General features: G+C 74.7%; 16 protein-coding genes. 13 read left to right on the top strand and 3 right to left on the bottom strand.

From position 1 onward, the window contains the following. The first annotated feature begins 1 nt into the window (after position 1). Genes ACFXOZ_RS23970 through ACFXOZ_RS23910 form a run of 13 tightly spaced genes read left to right on the top strand, consistent with a single transcriptional unit; the run spans position 2 to position 14439 of the window. Positions 2-1531, top strand: coding sequence for a right-handed parallel beta-helix repeat-containing protein (locus ACFXOZ_RS23970; RefSeq protein WP_380592538.1), 1530 nt, complete (start codon positions 2-4; stop codon positions 1529-1531). Between the two features lies 1 nt (position 1532). After that, positions 1533-2825, top strand: coding sequence for an O-antigen ligase domain-containing protein (locus ACFXOZ_RS23965; RefSeq protein WP_380532156.1), 1293 nt, complete (start codon positions 1533-1535; stop codon positions 2823-2825). A gap of 1 nt (position 2826) precedes the next feature. Further along, positions 2827-4101, top strand: a complete 1275-nt coding sequence (locus tag ACFXOZ_RS23960) for a glycosyltransferase (RefSeq protein ID WP_380592536.1) — start codon at positions 2827-2829, stop codon at positions 4099-4101. After that, complete coding sequence (locus tag ACFXOZ_RS23955; RefSeq protein ID WP_380529738.1) at positions 4098-5333, top strand: class I SAM-dependent methyltransferase; 1236 nt, start codon at positions 4098-4100, stop codon at positions 5331-5333. The genes ACFXOZ_RS23960 and ACFXOZ_RS23955 overlap by 4 nt, the downstream gene beginning before the upstream one ends. Next, positions 5330-6127, top strand: a complete 798-nt coding sequence (locus tag ACFXOZ_RS23950) for a glucose-1-phosphate cytidylyltransferase (protein ID WP_380592534.1) — start codon at positions 5330-5332, stop codon at positions 6125-6127. Before ACFXOZ_RS23955 ends, ACFXOZ_RS23950 begins: the two co-directional genes overlap by 4 nt. Next, on the top strand, positions 6124-6771 hold the full coding sequence (locus tag ACFXOZ_RS23945) for a PIG-L deacetylase family protein (protein WP_380529742.1): 648 nt from the start codon (positions 6124-6126) through the stop codon (positions 6769-6771). Before ACFXOZ_RS23950 ends, ACFXOZ_RS23945 begins: the two co-directional genes overlap by 4 nt. Before the next feature lie 3 nt (positions 6772-6774). Continuing rightward, on the top strand, positions 6775-7800 hold the full coding sequence (locus ACFXOZ_RS23940) for an NAD-dependent epimerase/dehydratase family protein (RefSeq protein ID WP_380592532.1): 1026 nt from the start codon (positions 6775-6777) through the stop codon (positions 7798-7800). Next, positions 7788-9071, top strand: coding sequence for a DUF4910 domain-containing protein (locus tag ACFXOZ_RS23935; RefSeq protein WP_380592530.1), 1284 nt, complete (start codon positions 7788-7790; stop codon positions 9069-9071). The genes ACFXOZ_RS23940 and ACFXOZ_RS23935 overlap by 13 nt, the downstream gene beginning before the upstream one ends. Positions 9072-9076: 5 nt before the next feature. Then, positions 9077-10408: a hypothetical protein gene (locus tag ACFXOZ_RS23930; RefSeq protein WP_380592528.1), complete on the top strand. Its 1332-nt coding sequence runs from the start codon at positions 9077-9079 to the stop codon at positions 10406-10408. Continuing rightward, positions 10405-11355, top strand: a complete 951-nt coding sequence (locus ACFXOZ_RS23925; RefSeq protein WP_380592526.1) for a glycosyltransferase family 2 protein — start codon at positions 10405-10407, stop codon at positions 11353-11355. The genes ACFXOZ_RS23930 and ACFXOZ_RS23925 overlap by 4 nt, the downstream gene beginning before the upstream one ends. Next, entirely contained in the window at positions 11352-12545 is a 1194-nt protein-coding gene (locus ACFXOZ_RS23920) for a polysaccharide pyruvyl transferase family protein (RefSeq protein ID WP_380592524.1), read from the top strand. The genes ACFXOZ_RS23925 and ACFXOZ_RS23920 overlap by 4 nt, the downstream gene beginning before the upstream one ends. A gap of 17 nt (positions 12546-12562) precedes the next feature. Beyond that, complete coding sequence (gene rfbC / locus ACFXOZ_RS23915) at positions 12563-13111, top strand: dTDP-4-dehydrorhamnose 3,5-epimerase (RefSeq protein ID WP_380592522.1); 549 nt, start codon at positions 12563-12565, stop codon at positions 13109-13111. Positions 13112-13116: 5 nt separating this feature from the next. After that, positions 13117-14439, top strand: a complete 1323-nt coding sequence (locus tag ACFXOZ_RS23910; protein ID WP_380592520.1) for a glutamate-1-semialdehyde 2,1-aminomutase — start codon at positions 13117-13119, stop codon at positions 14437-14439. 1 nt (position 14440) lies between these two features. On the opposite strand, the gene ACFXOZ_RS23905 is transcribed toward ACFXOZ_RS23910, so the two are convergent. The 3 genes from ACFXOZ_RS23905 to ACFXOZ_RS23895 all read right to left on the bottom strand — a co-directional run bounded on the left by ACFXOZ_RS23905 (position 14441) and on the right by ACFXOZ_RS23895 (position 19341). Further along, positions 14441-15166, bottom strand: a complete 726-nt coding sequence (locus ACFXOZ_RS23905) for a phosphatase PAP2 family protein (protein WP_380529754.1) — start codon at positions 15164-15166, stop codon at positions 14441-14443. Between the two features lie 116 nt (positions 15167-15282). Further along, positions 15283-16470, bottom strand: coding sequence for a CaiB/BaiF CoA transferase family protein (locus ACFXOZ_RS23900; RefSeq protein WP_380592518.1), 1188 nt, complete (start codon positions 16468-16470; stop codon positions 15283-15285). A 69-nt stretch (positions 16471-16539) separates the two neighbouring features. Next, on the bottom strand, positions 16540-19341 hold the full coding sequence (locus tag ACFXOZ_RS23895; protein WP_380592548.1) for an AAA family ATPase: 2802 nt from the start codon (positions 19339-19341) through the stop codon (positions 16540-16542). Position 19342: the final 1 nt, after the last annotated feature.

The raw sequence follows: 19342 nt of genomic DNA, 5'->3' as shown, positions 1-19342 counted from the left end.
GGTGGGGATCACCAGGTGGCGCCGGGCGGCGTCGGCCGCGTCGGTGCTGGTGCTCGCGCTGCTGGCGGCGGCGGGCTGCACCAGCACGTCGGACGCCCCGGCGGAGCCGACCGCCCCGCCGTCCCCGGCCACGGCGGTGGCCCGGGTGTGCGACCACACCGAGGCCGGGCCGGCCACCGCGCCCGCCGGCGCGGTGACGGTCGACCCCGAGGTGGTCAACGACCTGGCGGCGAAGACCAAGGCCAGCCCGCCGAACACCACGTTCTGGCTCGGACCGGGGACGCACAGCCTCGAAGCGGACCGCTACGCCCAGGTCGTCCCCAAGGACGGCGACAGCTACCTCGGCGCGCCCGGCGCGGTGCTCGACGGCCACGGGACCAACCAGTACGCCTTCGGCGGCGGCGCCGGGAACGTCACCCTCCGCTACCTGACCGTGCAGGGCTTCGTCGCCCCGCAGAACGAGGGCGTGGTCAACCACGACTCGGCCGACGGCTGGGTGATCGAGCACGCGACGATCCAGCGCAACTCCGGCGCCGGGCTGATGGCGGGCGCCCACCAGAAGGTCCGCGCCAGCTGCCTGCGCGGCAACGGGCAGTACGGCATGAACGCCTACAAGTCCGGCGCGCCGCTGGGCGACCTGCTGGTCGAGGACAACGAGATCACCGGCAACGACACCGACCAGTGGGAGAAGCGCCAGCCCGGCTGCGGCTGCACCGGCGGCGTCAAGTTCTGGGCCGTCAACGGCGCCGACGTGCTCGGCAACTGGGTGCACGACAACCGCGGGACGGGCCTGTGGGCCGACACGAACAACAACGACTTCCGGATCGAGGGCAACCTGCTGGAGTCCAACGACGGCGCCGCGCTGATCTACGAGACCAGCTACAACGCCGTCATCCGCGACAACACGATCCGGCGCAACAACTGGGTGGACGGCCGCCGTTCCGCCGACCGCGGCGACACCTTCCCGTTCGCCACCGTCTACCTGTCCGAGTCCGGCGGCGAACCGCGGATCAAGGCCCGCACCGACACGATCGAGATCGACCGGAACACGCTGGAGGACAACTGGTCCGGCATCACCCTGTGGGAGAACGCCGACCGGTTCTGCAATAGCCCGGCCAACACCTCCTCCGGCGCCTGCACCCTGCTGGTCCAGGACACCGCCCGCTGCGCCCGGCCGGGCATCGCCGCCGCACCGCTGTACGACGACTGCCGCTGGAAGACCCAGCGCGTCGACGTCCACGACAACCGCTTCACGCTGGACCCGTCCGTGGTCGGCTGCACCTCGACCTGCGGCCGGATGGCGGTGCTGGCCAACTACGGCACCTTCCCGGACTGGTCGCCGTACAAGGGCGAACCGGTGGCCGACGCCGTCACCGGCAAGCAGCAGAACCGCTGGCACGACAACACCTACGTCGGGCCGTGGAGCTTCGTCGCCCACGACCCGAGCCGCACCCTCGACTTCGAGCAGTGGCAGGGCGCGCCGTACCAGCAGGACCAGGGCAGCACCCTCAAGCCCGGGGCCGGTGGTTGAGGTGGCCGCGACCGCGACCCGCGCCCGGGACCTCACCCGCGAAGGGGGCCCGGCCGGCCCGCCGAGGACCGTCGAGCTGATCTGGGGCCTGCTGATCCTCAACACCCTCGGCTCCGCCGGGGCGCAGACGATCATCCCGCTGCCCCGCTCGCTGATCCAGATGGCCACCATGGGCGCCCTGGTCTCCGCCTTCGCGCTGGCCCTGCTGCTCAACCTGCGGCTGCGGATCCGGCCCAGCGCCCTCCTGTTCCTGCTCACCCTGCTGCTGGTGCTGAGCGTGATCTCCAGCGCCAACCTGCACTCCGGTTACGGCGCGCTGTTCCGCTGCTTCCGGCTGACGCTCTTCGTCGCCACCCTGTGGCTGCTCAGCCGCTGGTGGGACGGCAGCCAGAGCTTCGTCCGGTTCCACATCCGGATGTACTTCGTGGTGCTGGTCTCGGTGGCCGCCGGCCTGGTCGCCTCACCGGGCGCGGCCTTCCCCGACGTCTACGGCGGGCGGCTGGTCGGCGCGCTGTGGCCGCTCACCCCGCCGCAGATCGGGCAGTACGCGGCGGTGATCATCGGGCTCACCGTGCTGCTCCTGCTGGACCGCCGCACCACCGGGGCGAGCGCGGCGACGATCATCGTGCCCTCGCTCGTCCTGCTCGCACTGACCCACACCCGCACCGCCACCATCGGACTGATCGCCGGACTGCTGCTGGCGATCGGCTCGCTGCTGCTGACCAGCGCCGCCGCCCGCCGGCTGTTCAGCTGGGCGGTGCTGCTCGCCACCGTGGTCGGGGTCGGCCTGAACTCCCTGCTCCAGGCCTGGTTCCTGCGCGGCCAGACCCAGGAGAACATCTCCAACCTCACCGGCCGCGCCAAGGTCTGGGACGCCCTGCTGGCGGCGCCCCGGACCACCGTCGAGCAGGTCTTCGGCATGGGGCTGGGCGACAAGTCCTTCGGCGGGCTGCCGATCGACAACAGCTGGCTGGCCGTCTACAACGAACAGGGCCTGGCCGGGGTCGCCGTGGTGGCCGTGGTCTTCGTGGTGCTGGGCGGCGTCGCGCTGCTGCGGCCGCCCTCGCTCGCCCGGGCCGGTGCGATCTTCCTGATCGGCTACTGCGCGATCGCCTCGTACACCGAGGCCGGGCTGGGCGACGCCTCGCCGTACCTGCTGCACCTGACCGTGGCCGCCTCGCTGCTGGCGGCGCCCGCCGGGCCCGCCGCCCTCGCGCCGCCCGCCCTCCTCCCGACCCCTGCTGCTCCCCGGCGGCGCACCGCGCCCCGGGCCCGGCGAACGGAGCTCACCTGACATGCGCGTCCTCGTGGTGCACAACCGCTACGCCTCGGCGCAGCCGAGCGGGGAGAACAAGGTCGTCGACCAGGAGGTGGGCCTGCTGCGGGAGGCCGGCCACCGGGTCGAGCTGTTCGAGCGGCGCAGCGACGACATCGCCCGCCGCTCGCTGCCGGGCAAGGCCGCGGTGCCGCTGCTGGTGCCCTGGAACCCGGCGGTGCGCGCGGAGTTGGCCGCCCGGCTGCGGGCCGAGCGGCCGGACGTGGTGCACGTCCACAACGTCTTCCCGCTGCTGTCGCCCGCGGTGCTGGCGGCCTGCGCCGACGCGGGCGTGCCCGCCGTCGCGACGCTGCACAACTACACCCAGGTCTGCCCGCCGGGCACCCTCCAGCGGGACGGCCGGCCGTGCACCGAGTGCGTCGGCGGCTCGCCGCTGCCCGCCGTGCGGCACGGCTGCTACCGGGGCTCCCGGCTGGCGACGGTGCCGCTCGCGGTGGGCCTGGTGGTCAACCGGCGGCGCTGGTGGACGGGGGTGGAGCGGTTCTTCTGCATCTCCGCGGCGCAGCGCGAGGTCCTGGTGCGGTCCGGGCTGCCGGCCGAACGGCTGGCGGTGAAGCACAACTTCGTGCCGGAGCCGGGCCCCGTCCGCACCGGCGCGGGGGAGCACCTGCTCTACCTGGGCCGGCTCGCGGAGGCCAAGGGCGTGCGGCTGCTGATGGCGGCCTGGGACCGGCTCGCCGCCGAGGGCGGGGCCGGGGTGCCGCTGGTCATCGCGGGCGCCGGGCCGCTGGAGGCGCAGGTGCGGGCCTGGGCGGCCGGCCGGGCGGACGTGCGCTGCGTCGGCCTGTACGACCAGGCGCAGTGCCGGGAGGCCGTCGCCCGGGCGGTCGCCGTGGTGGCGCCCTCGACCTGGCTGGAGGCCTTCGGGCTGGTCGTGGTGGAGGCGATGGCGGCCGGGGTGCCGGCCGTCGCCGCCGGTCACGGCGCCTTCGTCGAACTCGTCGAGGACGGGGTGACCGGGCTGCTGCACCAGCCGGGCGAGGCGGCCTCGCTCGCGGCCTGCCTGCGCCGGATCACGGCCGACCCGGCGGCCAACCGGGAGCTGGGCCGGGCCGCCCGGCGCCGGTACGAGCAGGGGTTCAGCCCGGCCGTCGGGCTGGAGCGCCTGGTGGAGGGGTACCGGGCCGCGATCGCGGCCCGGTCCGGCGGCGCGGTCGGCGCGCCGCCGGTGGGGAACGGACACGCTGGCCCGCGGCGGGGCACCCGCGCGGGCAGGAATGGGAGCAGTCAATGACACGATGCCGACTGTGCGGCTCGACGGCGATGGGGAGCGTCGTCGACCTGGGGGCGACCCCGCCGTGCGAGAGCTTCCTCGCCGCCGACCAGTTGGACCGGCCGGAGCCGGCGTACCCGCTGCACCTGCGGGTCTGCACGGACTGCTGGCTGGCGCAGATCCCGCCGCTGATCACGCCCGAGGAGACCTTCCAGGAGTACGCGTACTTCTCCTCCTTCTCGACCTCCTGGGTGGAGCACGCCCGAGGCTTCGTCGCCGGGGCGGTGGAGCGGCTCGGGCTGGGCGCCGACGCCTTCGTGGTCGAGGTGGCCAGCAACGACGGCTACCTGCTGCGGCACGTGGTGGAGCGCGGGATCCGCTGCCTGGGCGTCGAACCGTCGGTGAACGTCGGCGCCGCCGCGCGCGAGGCCGGGGTGCCCACCCTCACCGCGTTCCTGGACCCGGACACCGGCGCGGACGTCCGCGCCGAACACGGCCCGGCGGACCTGGTGGTGGCCAACAACGTCTACGCCCACATCCCCGACGTGGTCGGCTTCACCCGGGGGCTGCGCGCCCTGGTCGCCGACGACGGCTGGGTCTCGATCGAGGTGCAGCACCTGCTGACCCTGATCGAGGAGAACCAGTACGACACCATCTACCACGAGCACTTCCAGTACTACACGGTCGCCTCCGCGATCCGGGCGCTGGCCAGCGGCGGGCTCACCCTGGTCGACGTCGAGCTGCTGCCCACCCACGGCGGCTCGATCCGGCTGTGGGCCCGGCCGGCCGAGGCGGCGGGCGAGCCGACCCCGCGGGTGGCCGACGTGCTGGCCCGGGAGAAGGCCGCCGGGCTCCAGGAGCTGGCCGGCTACACCGAGTTCTCGGCCCGGGTCGCCAAGGTCCGCCGGGACCTGCTGACCTTCCTGATCGGGGTGGCCGAGCGCGGCGAGAGCGTCGTCGGCTACGGCGCCCCCGGCAAGGGCAACACCCTGCTCAACCACTGCGGCATCCGGCCCGACCTGCTCCCGTACACCGTCGACCGGAACCCGTACAAGCACGGCCGGTTCACCCCGGGCACCCGCATCCCGATCCTGGCGCCCGAGCAGATCGCCGCCGACCGGCCGGACTACGTGCTGGTCCTGCCGTGGAACCTGCGGGCCGAACTGGTCGAGCAGTTGTCCTTCGTGCACGAGTGGGGCGGCCGCCTGGTCTTCCCCATCCCGGAACTCAGCATCGTCGAGGGGGAGCGGTGAAGGTCGTCCTGTTCTGCGGCGGTTACGGGCTGCGGATGCGCAGCGGAGCCTCCGACGACGTGCCCAAGCCGATGGCGATGGTCGGCCCCCGGCCGCTGATCTGGCACGTGATGCGCTACTACGCCTACTACGGGCACACCGAGTTCATCCTCTGCCTCGGCTACGGCGCCCACCACATCAAGGACTTCTTCCTCAACTACCAGGAGACGACGTCCAACGACTTCGTGCTGCGGGGCGGGCGCACGGAACTGCTGTCGACCGACATCGCCTCCTGGACGATCACCTTCGCGCAGACCGGCATCGAGTCGCCGATCGGCGAGCGGCTGCGCCGGGTGCGCCACCACCTGGACGGCGACGAGATGTTCCTCGCCAACTACGCCGACGTGCTCACCGACGCGCCGCTGCCGGAGATGATCGACCGCTTCGCCGAGCGGGACGCCGGGGCGTCGATGATGGTGGTGCCGCCGCAGTCCTCCTTCCACTGCGTGGACCTGGGCGAGGACGGCCTGGTCGGGGGCATCACCGCGGTCAGCGACATGCCGCTGTGGGAGAACGGCGGGTACTTCGTGCTCCGCCAGGAGATCTTCGACCACATCCCGGAGAACGGCGACCTGGTCGCCGACGGCTGCACCGAACTCGCCAAGCGCGGCCGCCTGGTGGCCCACCAGCACCGCGGCTTCTGGAAGCCCACCGACACCGTGAAGGAGCGGGCCGCCCTGGACGCCGCCTACGCCCACGGCGACCGCCCCTGGGCCGTCTGGGAGCGGGACGGGGCCGCGGTGAGGCCCTCGTGATCCGGCTCGGCCCCGGGCCGCTGGAGCGGATCGCCGCCGTCGGCGCGCACTGCGACGACATCGCCATCGGCGCCGGCGGCACGCTGCTGACGCTGTGCGAGGCGCGTCCCGGGCTGCGGGTGGACGCGCTGGTGCTCTCCGGCGGCGGCAGCGCCCGGGAGCAGGAGGAGCAGGCCGCGCTGGCCGCCTTCTGCCCCGGCGCCGACCTGCGGCTGACCGTGCTCAAGCTGCCGGACGGCCGGCTGCCCGCGCACTGGGAGGAGGCCAAGGCCGCCGTCGAGGAACTGCGCGGGCGCACCGACCCGCAGCTGGTCCTCGCCCCGCGCACCGCCGACGCCCACCAGGACCACCGCGGCCTGGCCCGGCTGGTCCCCACCGCGTTCCGCGACCACCTGGTGCTCGGCTACGAGATCGTCAAGTGGGACGCCGACCTCGGCCGCCCGACGGCCTACCAGCCGCTGAGCCCGGAGACCGCCGAACGCAAGGTGCGGCTGCTGCAGGAGCACTACCCCTCGCAGCGGCACCGCCCCTGGTACGACCGGGAGGCCTTCCTCGGGCTCGCCCGGATCCGCGGCATCGAATGCCACGCCCGCTACGCGGAAGCCTTCGACGCCACCAAAGTCACTCTCAACCTGGGGGGTTGAACCATGCGCGTACTGCTGACCGGACACCAGGGCTACCTGGGCACCGTGATGGCCCCGGTGCTCGCCGCCGCCGGCCACGACGTCGTCGGCCTGGACGCCGGCCTGTTCGCGGAGTGCGTCCTCGGCCCGAAGCCCGCGGACCCGCCGGGCCGGCGGGTGGACCTGCGCGACGTGACCGCCGAGCACGTGGCCGGGGTGGACGCCGTGATCCACCTGGCCGCGCTCTCCAACGACCCGCTCGGCTCGCTGGCGCCGGACCTCACCTACGACATCAACCACCACGCCTCGGTGCGGCTGGCCGAGCTGGCCCGCGAGGCCGGGGTGAAGCGCTTCCTGTACGCCTCGACCTGCTCCGTCTACGGCGCGGCCGGTGGCGACGAGCTGGTGACCGAGGACGCCCCGCTGCGCCCGGTGACCCCGTACGCGGAGTCCAAGGTGCGGGTGGAGGACGACCTGCACGCCCTGGCCGACGGCGACTTCAGCCCGGTGTACATGCGCAACGCCACCGCCTTCGGCTACTCGCCCCGGCTGCGCGCCGACATCGTGCTGAACAACCTGGTCGGCCACGCGCTGCTCTCCGGCGAGGTGCTGGTGCTCTCCGACGGCACCCCCTGGCGCCCGTTGGTGCACGCCGCCGACATCGCCCGGGCCTTCACGGCCGCGCTGGAGGCGCCGCGCGAGGCGGTGCACGACCGGGCCTTCAACATCGGCAGCGAGGCCAACAACGTCACGGTCGCCGAGATCGCCGAGCAGGTCGCCGAGGCGGTGGTCGGCGCCCAGGTGGTGATCACCGGCGAGAACGGCGCCGACCCGCGCTCCTACCGGGTGGACTTCTCCCGGTTCCGGGCCGCCCTGCCCGGCTTCGACTGCGAGTGGACGGTCAAGCAGGGCGCGGTCGAACTCGCCGAGGCCTACCGGAAGTTCGGGCTGACCAGGGAGGACTTCGAGCGGCGGTTCACCCGGCTGGCGGTGCTCCGCGAGGCCACCGGCGCCGGCGCCGTCGACGACACCCTGCGGTGGCGCCGGTGACCGGGGTCGGGGAGCGGATGCACGCCCTGGTGGAGCGGCTGTACCCGCTCCGCCGGAGCATCACCGGCGACGGGGTGCGCGCCACCCTGGACGTCGTCGGCGAGTACCTCCCGCTGACGGTGCACGAGGTGCCGACCGGGACGCAGGTGCTCGACTGGACGGTGCCCCAGGAGTGGAACGTCCGGGACGCCTACGTCGCCGACGCCGCGGGCCGCCGGGTCGTCGACCTCGCCGCGTCCAGCCTGCACGTGCTGGGCTACAGCGTGCCGGTCGCGGCCACCATGCCGCTGAGCGAGCTGCGCCCGCACCTGCACACCCTGCCGGACCACCCCACCTGGGTGCCCTACCGCACCAGCTACTACACCCCGGAGTGGGGGTTCTGCCTGGCCCAGGAGACCTTGGACGCGCTGCCCGAGGGCGACTACGAGGTGCGGATCGACTCCACCCTCGCGGACGGCCACCTCACCTACGCCGAGCACGTCGTCCCCGGGCAGGTCGCCGACGAGGTGCTGGTCTCCTGCCACGTCTGCCACCCCGCGCTGGCCAACGACAACCTGGCCGGCATCGCGGTGGCGACCTTCCTGGCCCGCGAACTGGCGGAGCGGACGCCGTACTACACCTACCGCTTCGTCTTCGCCCCGGGCACCATCGGGGCGATCACCTGGCTGGCCCGCAACCGGGAGCGGGTGGACCGGGTCAAGCACGGCCTGGTGCTGGCCTGCGCCGGGGACCGGGGGCAGCTGACGTACAAGCAGAGCCGGCGCGGCGACGCGGAGATCGACCGGGTGCTGCGGCACGTCCTGCGCACCTCCGAACGCCCGCACCGGGTCACCGAGTTCACGCCGTACGGCTACGACGAGCGGCAGTACTGCTCGCCCGGGTTCGACCTCGGCGTGGGCTCGCTCAGCCGGACCCCGTACGCCGGGTACCCCGAGTACCACACCTCGGCGGACGACCTGGACTTCGTGCGGCCCGAGGCGATGGCGGACACCCTCGCGGTCTGCCGGGAGGCCTTCGCCGTGCTCGACCGCAACCGGCGCTACCTCAACCTCAGCCCCTACGGCGAACCGCAGTTGGGCCGGCGCGGGCTGTACGACTCGCTCGGCGGGCGCAGCGACGCCAAGCAGGCCCAGCTGGCCATGCTGTGGGTGCTCAGCCTCGCCGACGGCGAGCACGGCCTGCTGGACGTGGCCGAGCGCTCCGGGCTGCCGTTCGACACCGTCGCCGCCGCGGCCGACGCCCTGCGGGGCGCCGGGCTGATCAAGGCGTGACGCCGATGACCACCGAGGAGGTGAGGACGGCGGCACCGGCGGGCCGGGACGGGGCGCCGGCCCGGCCCGCCGGGCGGGGCGTGCTCGGCCGGGTGTCCTGGGGGCTGGCCGACCAGGCGGTCACCAGCATGATCAACTTCGCGGTGGGCATCTACGTCGCCCGGGAGCTGGGGGTGCACGCGTTCGGCGTGTTCAGCCTGGCCTGGCTGACCTACGGCGTGGTGCTCAACGTCTCCCGCGGGCTGGCCACCGACCCGCTGATGGTGCGGTTCAGCGGCGTGCCGGAGGCGACCTGGCGCGCCGCGGCGGCCCGGTCCTCCGGCACCGCGCTCGCCGTCGGCGCCACCCTCGGCGCCGTCTGCCTGCTGGTCGGGCTCGGCCTCGGCGGCGACGTGGGGCCCGCGTTCGCGAGCCTCGGCCTCGCCCTGCCGGCGCTGCTGCTCCAGGACTCCCGGCGGTTCGCCTTCTTCGCCGCCGGCACCGGGCGGAAGGCCTTCGCCAACGACCTGGTGCAGGGCCTCGCGCTGATCCCGGCCATGGTGGTGGCGGCCCGGGTGGGCACCGTGGCCGCCTTCCTGCTGGCCTGGGGCGCCGCCGCGGCGGCCGCCGCCGGGTACGGCTTCCTCCAGTCCGGCGTCCGGCCCCGGGTCACCCAGGCCCGCGGCTGGCTGCGCGAACAGCGCGACCTCGGCAGCCGCTACCTGGTCGAGAACGTCAGCCTCAGCGGCGCCGGCCAGCTGCGGGCGTACGGGCTCGGTGCGATCGTCGGCGTCGGCGCGGTCGGTGCCGTCCGGGGCGCCGAACTCCTCCAGGGGCCGTTCCTCGCCCTGCTGATGGGCCTCTCCCTGGTCACCGTGGCGGAGGCCGCCCGGGTCCTGCGGCAGACACCGCGCCGGCTCGGCCGGTTCTGCCTGCTGCTCGGCGGCGGACAGGCCGGCGCCGCCCTGCTGTGGGGCTCGGCGCTGCTGCTGATGCCCGACCGGGCCGGACAGTTCGTCCTCGGCGACGTCTGGCACTCCGCCTCGCCGCTCATCCTCCCCGCCACCCTCGGCGTCGCGGGCGCCGGCCTCGGCAGCGGCGCGGCCGCCGGGCTGCGCGCCCTCGCCGCCGCCCGGCGCAGCCTGCGCTGCCAACTCTTCGCCTCCGCCTGCTACCTGGGCGGCGGGCTCGGCGGCGCCGCCGCGGCCGGCACCGTCGGCTCCGCCTGGGGCGTCGCCACCGCCACCGCCTGCGGCGCCGCCGTCTGGTGGCTCCAACTGCGCGCCGCCCTGCGCGAGCACCACCGCACCCCCGTCCCCGAAACGGTGGACGACACCCCCGAAGTGAGGACGCCTTGACCGCCGTTCCCCGACTGAGCATCGGCCTGCCCGTCTACAACGGCCAGGAGTACCTCGCCGAGTCGCTCGACGCCCTGCTCGGCCAGACCTACCAGGACTTCGAACTGGTCATCTCCGACAACGCCTCGACCGATGCCACCGAATCCATCTGCCGCGAGTACGCCGCGCAGGACTCCCGGATCCGCTACCTCCGGCTGCCCCGGAACATCGGCGCCGCGCCCAACCACAACTACGTCTTCGCCCAGTGCCGCGGCGAACTCTTCAAGTGGGCCTCGCACGACGACCTCTACGCCCGGGACCTCCTGCTGCGCTGCGTCGAGGCGCTGGACGACCGGCCCGAGGTCATCCTCGCCCACTCCGGCCAGGCGGTCATCGACGAGCACGGCCGGGTGAAGGTCCCCTACGCGTACGGCCTCGCCACCGACTCCCCGCGCGCCCCGGAGCGCTTCCGCAGCCTGCTGTTCGAGCCCGGCGGCGACGACTTCTACGGGGTGATGCGGGCCGACGTGCTGCGCCGGGTCAAGCCGCACGACAGCTACCACCACGCCGACCGCACCTTCGTCGCCGAGATCACCCTGCACGGCCCCTTCCACCAGGTGCCGGAACTGCTCTACTTCCGCCGCGACCACCCCACCCGGGCCGAGCGGGCCAACCCCTCCAAGCGCTCCCGCTGCGTCAACCTGGACCCGCGCCGGGCCGGGCCGCTGCACCCCACGCCCCGGCTGCTCGCAGAGTACGTCTGGGGCTTCGCCGCGGCCGTCCGCCGGGCGCCGCTGTCCACCGCCGACCGGCGGGCCTGCTACGGCCACCTGGCCGCCTGGATGACCAGCCGGGCCCGGCCGGGCGCCGGCGAACGGGTCGAGGACCGCACCCCCGTGCCGTCCTCGGACGGCTCCGCCGCCTCCGTCGACGACCTGGTGGCCGGACGCGGGGGGAGGCGGGCATGACCGCGCGAACCCCGGTGCGCGTCGGGGTGTTCGGCCTGCTCGGCTCCGGCAACCTCGGCAACGACGGCTCGCTGGAGGCCGTACTCGGCCACCTCCGCGCCGAGCACCCGGACGCCGCGGTGGACGCGCTCTGCGGCGGCCCCGAGGTGGTCACCGCCCGCTACCGCATCCCCGCCACCCGGCTGCACTGGTACCGCGGCGAGTACCGCACCGCCTCCCGGGCCGGTGCCGTCCTCGGCAAGGGCCTGGGCAAGCTCGTCGACGCCGCCCGCACCGTCGCCTGGGTGCGCCGGCACGACGTGGTGATCGTCCCGGGCATGGGGGTCCTGGAGGCCACCCTGCCGCTGCGCCCCTGGGGCTTCCCGTACGCGCTGTTCCTGCTCTGCGCCTCCGGCCGGCTGCTGCGCACCCCGGTGGCGCTGGTCGGCGTCGGCGCCGCCCGGATCGGCAACCCGGCCACCCGGGCGCTGGTGCGCTGGTCCGCCCGGCTGGCCGCGCACCGCTCGTACCGGGACGAGCTGTCCCGCGACGCCATGCGGGCGATGGGCGTGGACACCGCACGCGACGCCGTGCATCCGGACATCGCCTTCGCCCTCCCGGCACCACCCGCCACCGGCTCCCCCGACGGGCGGGTCTGCGTCGGCGTCATGGACTTCCACGGCGGCGACGACGACCGTGCCCGGGCCGAGCAGATCCACCGGCAGTACCTCGACGGCACCACCCGCTTCGTCCGCGCGCTGGTCGAGGACGGCCGGCCGGTCCGGCTGCTCACCGGCGACGCGGTCGACGCCCGGGTGGTCGCCGCGATCGTCGAGGCCGTCGACTCCCCGCTGGTCACCGTCTCCGGGGCCGCCTCGCTGGCCGAGCTGATGGCCGAGACCGCCGCCGCCGACGCCGTGGTGGCCACCAGGTACCACAACCTGGTCTGCGCGCTGCGGACCGGCACCCCGACGCTCGCCCTCAGCTACGCGGCCAAGAGCGACGCGCTGATGGCCCGGATGGGGCTGGGGGAGTACTGCCACCCGGCCCGCGAGGTCGACGCCGACCGGCTGATCGAGCAGTTCCGGGAGCTGGAGAAGCACGCGACGGAGCTGCGGCAGACCCTCGCCGAGCGGAACCTGACGGCCACCCGCCGGCTCGACCACCAGTTCACCGCCCTGACCACGGCCGTCTTCCCGACCGCCGACTGACACCTTACGGAGACCTCATGAAGGCGACCGAAGTCCCGGCGATCGCCGGCGCCTACCTCTTCGAACCGACCCCCTACGCCGACGAACGCGGCTTCTTCTGCCGCACCTTCGACGCCGAGGTGCTCCGCTCGGTGGGCATCGACCCCGACGCCTTCGTCCAACACAGCGTCTCCCGTTCGGTGCGGGGCGTGCTGCGCGGCCTGCACCTGCGCTCCGGCGCCGGGGAGGCGAAGATCGTGCGCTGCTCGCACGGGGAGGTGTTCGACGTGGTCGTGGACCTGCGCCCCGACTCGCCGACCTACCGCAACGTGGCCACCTTCGAGCTCTCCGGCGAGACCCAGGCCAGCGTCTACATCCCGGCCGGGTGCGCGCACGGCTTCCAGGCGCTCACCGACGCCGACGTCTCGTACCGGATCGACCGCCCGCACGACCCGAGCGAGGACGTCACCATCGCCTTCGACGACCCGGAGCTGGCCGTCCCCTGGCCGCTGCCGGCCGAGTCGGTGTCCAAGCGGGACCGGGAGGCGCCGAGCCTCGCCGAGGTCCTGCGCGCGGAGGAGAACTGAGCGCCGTGACCGTCGACTTCACTCTTCCGAAATCCCGGGCGGCCAACGAGCGGCTGCACGCCCTGATCCCCGGCGGCGCCCACACCTACGCCAAGGGCGACGACCAGTACCCCGAGCACCTGGCCCCGGTCATCAGCCACGGCCGCGGCGCCCACGTCTGGGACGTCGACGGCAACCGCTACGTCGAGTACGGCTCCGGCCTGCGCTCCGTCAGCCTCGGCCACGCCCACCCGCGGGTGACCGAGGCCGTCCGGCGGGAGCTCGACCGGGGCAGCAACTTCACCCGCCCGTCCATCCTCGAACTCGAGGCCGCGGAACGCTTCCTGGACACCGTGCCCACCGCCGAGATGGTCAAGTTCGCCAAGAACGGCTCCGATGTCACCACCGCCGCCGTGCGCCTCGCCCGCGCCGTGACCGGGCGGACCCTGGTGGCCGTCTGCGGCGACCACCCGTTCTTCTCGGTCGACGACTGGTTCATCGGCACCACCCCGATGGACGCCGGGATCCCTTCGGCGATCACCGACCTCACCGTCTCCTTCCCCTACGGCGATCTCTCCGCCACCGAGGAACTGCTCACCCGCCACCGCGGCGAGATCGCCTGCCTGGTCCTCGAACCCGCCGGACACGCCGAGCCCCCGCCCGGCTACCTGGCCGGCCTGCGCGAACTCGCCGACCGGCACGGCTGCCTGCTGGTCTTCGACGAGATGATCACCGGGCTGCGCTGGTCCCCGGCGGGCGCCCAGGGCCTCTACGGCGTCGCCCCCGACCTCTCCACCTTCGGCAAGGCGCTCGGCAACGGCTTCGCCGTCTCCGCGCTCGCCGGGCGCCGCGACCTGATGGAACACGGCGGGCTGCACCACCCCGGCGACCGGGTGTTCCTGCTCTCCACCACCCACGGCGCCGAGACCCACGCGCTGGCCGCCGCGATGGCCGTCCAGAACACGTACGTCGAGGAGGGCATCACCGCCCGGCTGCACGCCCTCGGCGACCAACTCGCCGCCGGCGTACGGGAGGCCGCCGCCGGCATGGGCGTCGCCGACCACGTGCTGGTCCGGGGCCGGGCCAGCAACCTGGTCTTCGCCACCCTCGACGAACTGGGGCAGCCCTCCCAGCCCTACCGCACCCTCTTCCTGCGCCAACTCCTCGCGGGCGGGGTGCTGGCCCCCTCCTTCGTGGTGAGCAGCGCCCTGACGGACGCCGACATCGCCCACACCATCGACGCCGTCTCCGTCGCCTGCGCCGTCTACCGCAAGGCCCTCGACGCCGGCGACCCCACCCCCTGGCTCGGCGGCCGCCCGGTCAAGCCGGTCTTCCGGCAGCGGGTCTGAGCTACGTCGGGTCACCGGGCGCCGACCGGGCCGCCAGCCGGTCGGCGGCCCGGTCCACCAGCCATCCGGCGGGCGGTACCAGTGCCAGGGCGGTGCAGCCGCCGGCCAGGGTGTCGGTCGCGTAGTGGGCGCCCAGGGCTACCTGGGCCCAGGCCATGGCCGCCCCGGCGACCGCCACTGCGGCCAGCACCGGGAGCGGGCGGGCGTTCGGGCCCGCTGCGAGCAGTGCGAGGACGAGGGTCACTGCCGTCAGGAAAGCGGTGTGCCCGCTCGGGTAGGAGAGGTTGGCGTCGCCGTGGATGGTGCGGCCCACCAGGTGCTTGAGCAGCGTCGCCGCCAGCACCGGCAGGGCGACGCCGACGACCGCGAACACCGCGGCACGGGGGCGCCGGAGCAGCAGGCAGCCCGCCGCCACGGCTCCGACCAGCAGCGCGGCGCCCAGCGGTTCCCCCAGGGAGTCCAGGCCGCGGGCGGCGTAGCGCCACGGCGGTTCCACCCCGTACACCGCGTCCTGGATCCGCCCGTCCACCGGGCCGGGCTCGCCCTTTCCCGCGTACCAGGCCCCGAGCAGGACCACCACCAGTGCGGCGAGCCCCGAGGCGAGTCCGAGCCACCCGTGCAGCACCACCAGCGGCGGCTCCGCGCGCCCGGCCGGTGCGGCCTCGCCCCGACGGACGCGTTCGCGCGTGGTGCCGGTGCCCGGTCCGTTGCGGTCGGCCGATCCCACGCGCGCCCCCGTCGTGTCCAGGTGTCGTCCGGTCGCGGCGAGAGGATGACGGAGCGTCAGATCATGCTTTCCGTACGCCACTTGCCCGGAGGGTCGGGACCCAGGATACGGGTGCGCTACCCGCCCAGCACCCCGTTCGCCCGCAGGGCGGCGATGCGGGTGGCGGGGTAGCCGAGGGCGCGCAGGGCGGAGTCGGTGTGGGCGCCCAGCTCGGGGACGGGCCCCATCGGGAGTTCGACCTCCGCGAAGTCGAACGGGGGCAGCAGGGAGCGGACCTCGCCGACCGGGGTGGCCACCGGGCGCCAGCGGTCGCGGGCGGCGAGCTGGGGGTGGTGCAGGAGGTCGCCGATGCCGTTCAGCCGGGCCGAGGCGATCGCGAGGGCGTCCAGGCGCTTGACGCCCTCCTCGGCCGTCATGGTCGCCGTCCGGCCGCCCACCAGCGCGTCGACCAGCCGGCGGCGCCGCACCCGGGCGACGTTGGTCGCCCACTCGGGGTGGTCGGCGAGGTCCGGGCGGTCCAGGAAGCCGGTGGCGAGCCGGGCCCACTCGCGGTCGTTCTGGATGCCGATCATGACCTCGTGGCCGTCGGCCGTCGGGTAGGCGTCGTAGGGGGCGATGGCCGGGTGGGAGAGTCCGGCGCGGCCCGGTGCCCGCCCGGTGCCCTGGGTGTGGTGGAGCTGGTGGCCCAGCCACTCGGCGGTCGCCTCGAACATCGACACCTCGATCGCGGTGCCGCGTCCGCTGCCGGCCCGGCCGAGCAGGGCGGCGAGCGTCGCCGTCAGGGCGTACATCCCGGCGGCGATGTCCGAGGTGGGCACGCCGGTCTTGGCGGGCCGCTCCGGCTGGCCGGTCACCGAGGCGAGCCCGGACTCGCACTGGATCAGCATGTCGTAGGCGCGCTTGTCCCGGTACGGGCCGCCGGTGCCGTAGCCGGACAGGTCGACGGTGACCAACCGGGGGTGCCGGGCCCGCAGTTCGGCGGAGCCGAAGCCGAGCCGGGCGGCCGCCCCGGGGGCCAGGTTCTGCAGGAAGACGTCCGCGCCGGCCACCAGGTCGGCCAGCACGGCGCGGCCCTCGGGCGCCTTGAGGTCGAGGACGACCGACTCCTTGCCGCGGTTCAGCCAGACGAAGTGGCTGGCCAGGCCGTTGACGCTGCGGTCGTACCCGCGCGCGAAGTCGCCGCCGTCCGGGCGCTCGATCTTCACCACCCGGGCGCCCAGGTCGCACAGGTGCCGGGTGGCCAGCGGCGCGGCCACCGCCTGTTCCAGCGCGATCACCGTGGTGCCGGTCAGCGGCAGCGACATCCGGACTCCCTCCCTGGCGGATCCCCGAGCCCTACCCGCCCCCGGCGGCGTTCAGTCAGCGGTGTTCGGTCAGCAGCGCTCCGGCAGGCCCGGGTCCGGCGCGGGGGACGCCTCGTCCAGCCCGGTGAGGGCGTCGCGCAGCGCCGCCCTGGTGGTGATGCCCAGCTTGGGGAAGATCCGGTACAGGTGGGCGCTGACGGTCCGGGGGGACAGCCGGGTCTGCTCGCCGATCTCCTTGTTGGTCAGGCCGCCCGCGGCCAGGTCGGCGATCCGGCGCTCCTGCCAGGTCAGCAGGCTCGCGGTGCGCGCCGCCGGCCGGGTCGGGACGCCGCCGACCCGTAGTTCGGCCCGGGCCCGGGCGGCCCAGGCGACCGCGCCCAGCCGCTCGAAGGAGTCGGCGGCCGGGGCGAGGAACTCCCGTGCCACGGTGGCGCCCCGGGCGCGGCGCACCCGGATGCCGTGCGCCAGGCGGATCCGGGCCAGCTCGAACGGGAAGTGTGCCGCGGCCGGGTGGGAGACGGCGTGCGCGTAGGCCCCGGCGGCCTCGTCCTCGTCCTCGGCGGTCATGGCCAGGGCCCCGTGGGTGACCAGGGACAGCCGGGGGGAGACGGCGGGCAGGCCGGCCTCCCGGGCGGCCAGCGCGTGGGCGCGGGCCTGCGCGGTGCGCCCGGAGTGGACGGCGGCCTCGACGAGGTCGAGCAGGGTGCGGGAGGCCTGGTGGGCGTAGGGCTGGAAGGCGCCCGGCGCGGTGATGCCGATGGCCTGGAGGTACGCGCCCTCGTAGTCGCCGTCGCTCAGCGCCGCGGTGGTGCCGGCCGCGTCGGCGAGCTGGGTGAGGAAGCCGATGCCGCGCGGGCGGGCCCAGGCGTCGACCACCGCCTGGAGCTCGCGCGCGGTCGCCGTCTGCCCGCGCATCGCGGCGAGTTGGGCCAGGTAGGCCCGGGTCTGCTGGGCGAACAGCTCGTGCCCGTGCTCGTCGGAGCGCAGCAGGGCCCGCCGTCCGGTCCGTTCGGCGGCCTCCCACTCCCCGACGGCCATCTGGTCCAGCATGATCAGGTGCAGCATCACCATGCCGGTGGAGACCGCGCCGGTCTCCAGCTCGCGGGAGACGACGCGCTGCAGGTGCGGGCGGAGCGGGCTGAGGACGTCGAGGTGGTAGGCGGAGACGGCCAAGCGGGCGACGTCCCAGGGCTCCTGGCCCGGCAGGTCGGCGGCGGCCCGCTCCACCGGTGCGGTCCAGCCGGCGCCGTGGCGGACGACGTCGCTCCAGGTGGCGCTGTAGATCCGGGCCCGCTCGCCGACCCGTTCGCCGAGCGTGGCGAGCAGGGCGTGGGTGCGTTCCCACAGGGTCCGGTCGGCGGCGAACTGGCTGGTGGCGAGCAGCAGGGCGAGCAGCCGGTCCAGCACCTCGGGGTCGTACCCGGCGGTGGGGTCGGCCGCCGAGTCGGCAGTTCCGCCGACCAGCCGTTCGACGGCGGCGGCGATCTGCCGGTGGGTGGAGCGCACGTCGCCGTCCTGGTAGAGCGCCTGGTAGCCGGAGGCCAGTGCGGCGGCGGGGGAGCGGTCGGCGTCGGGCCCGGGGTCGGCCCGCAGGATCCGGCGGGCGTGGCCGAGGCGGGCCGCGTGCCCCGCGATGAACGCCGCGTCGCCGAGCCGCCGGGACCGCTCCGCCGGGTGCTCGCTCAGCTCGGCGGCGCGGGTCAGCCAGGTCACCGCCGTCAGCGCGCCGCCGCGGCGGGTCGCGGACTCGGCGGCGGCCTCCAGGACCCGGGCCACCTCCTCGTCCGGGTCCAGGGTGGCCTCGGCCAGGTGGGCGGCCCGCCGTTCGAGGTTGTCCCGGTGGAGCAGCGCCAGTGTCCGGTGGGCCTCGCGGCGCTGGTTGGGGGTCGCCAGCTGGACGACGCTGGAGCGCACCAGCGGGTGCCGGAAGGCGAACTCACCGGTGGCGGGCTCGATCACCAGCAGGCCGCGGGCGACGGCCTCGTCGGCGTCGCGCATCCGGTACCGGCCGGCGGGGCCCGCCGCGTCGCCGGGTCCGGCCGCGACGCCGTCGAGGGCGCCCTTGAGCAACTCGGCCCGGACGGCGGCGTCCAGGGCGGCGATCCGGGTGCCGTAGAGGTACTGGAGGCGCCGGGACGGCGAGGCGCCGCGCAGGGCCTGCGGGTCGGCGGCGGCACGTTCCGGGTGGCGGCCGGCCGTGTGGCCGGGCAGTTCCAGCAGGGCGAGCGGGTTGCCCTGGGCCTGGTCCAGTACGAGGCGGCGCGACTGCCGGTCCAGCGCGGGGTAGTGGCCGTCCAGCAGGAGGGCGGCGTCCTCGTCGGTGAGGGTGCCGACGGCCAGCTCGGGCAGTGCGGCGGTGTCGAAGGGGGAGGCGATGTCGGAGCGGACCGCGAGCAGCAGCTTCAACCGGCTGCCGGTCAGTCGGCGGCCGACGAATCCGCAGACCGCGGCGCTGGAGTCGTCCAGCCACTGGCCGTCGTCCAGGACGAGGAACAGCGGTTGCTCGACCGAGGCCGAGGACAGCAGGCCGAGCACCGCGATGCCGAGGGTCATCAGGGAGGGCGGCGTGCCCCCGGCGCCGGTGTGGCCGAAGACGGCGTCGAGGGCCGCCCGGGAGTTGTGCTCCAGTCCGGCGGTGTGCGGCAGCAGCGGGTAGAGGAGCTGGTGCAGTCCGGCGTACGGCAGTTCCGACTCCGCCTCGACCCCGGTGGCCCGGACCACGAGCCGCCCCTCCCGGACGGCCAGGTCGGCGGCGTAGTCGAGCAGGGTGCTCTTGCCGACCCCGGTCTCGCCGCGGAGGAGGAGGGTGCGGCCCTCCACGGAGCGTGCGAACTCGGCGAGTTGCTCGCGTTCGCTGTCCCGACCGAGCAAC

Source organism: Kitasatospora sp. NPDC059160 (assembly GCF_042755465.1).
Classification (GTDB): domain Bacteria; phylum Actinomycetota; class Actinomycetes; order Streptomycetales; family Streptomycetaceae; genus Kitasatospora.
This window is presented reverse-complemented; position numbering and strand designations above follow the sequence as displayed.

Bases quoted from the DNA above. Each gene is read 5' to 3' on its own strand.
- ACFXOZ_RS23960 (WP_380592536.1), top strand. From the start codon at position 2,827: ATGCGCGTCCTCGTGGTGCACAACCGCTACGCCTCGGCGCAGCCGAGC.
- ACFXOZ_RS23955 (WP_380529738.1), top strand. From the start codon at position 4,098: ATGACACGATGCCGACTGTGCGGCTCGACGGCGATGGGGAGCGTCGTC.
- ACFXOZ_RS23940 (WP_380592532.1), top strand. From the start codon at position 6,775: ATGCGCGTACTGCTGACCGGACACCAGGGCTACCTGGGCACCGTGATG.
- ACFXOZ_RS23930 (WP_380592528.1), top strand. From the start codon at position 9,077: ATGACCACCGAGGAGGTGAGGACGGCGGCACCGGCGGGCCGGGACGGG.
- ACFXOZ_RS23920 (WP_380592524.1), top strand. From the start codon at position 11,352: ATGACCGCGCGAACCCCGGTGCGCGTCGGGGTGTTCGGCCTGCTCGGC.
- rfbC (WP_380592522.1), top strand. From the start codon at position 12,563: ATGAAGGCGACCGAAGTCCCGGCGATCGCCGGCGCCTACCTCTTCGAA.
- ACFXOZ_RS23900 (WP_380592518.1), bottom strand. From the start codon at position 16,470: ATGTCGCTGCCGCTGACCGGCACCACGGTGATCGCGCTGGAACAGGCG.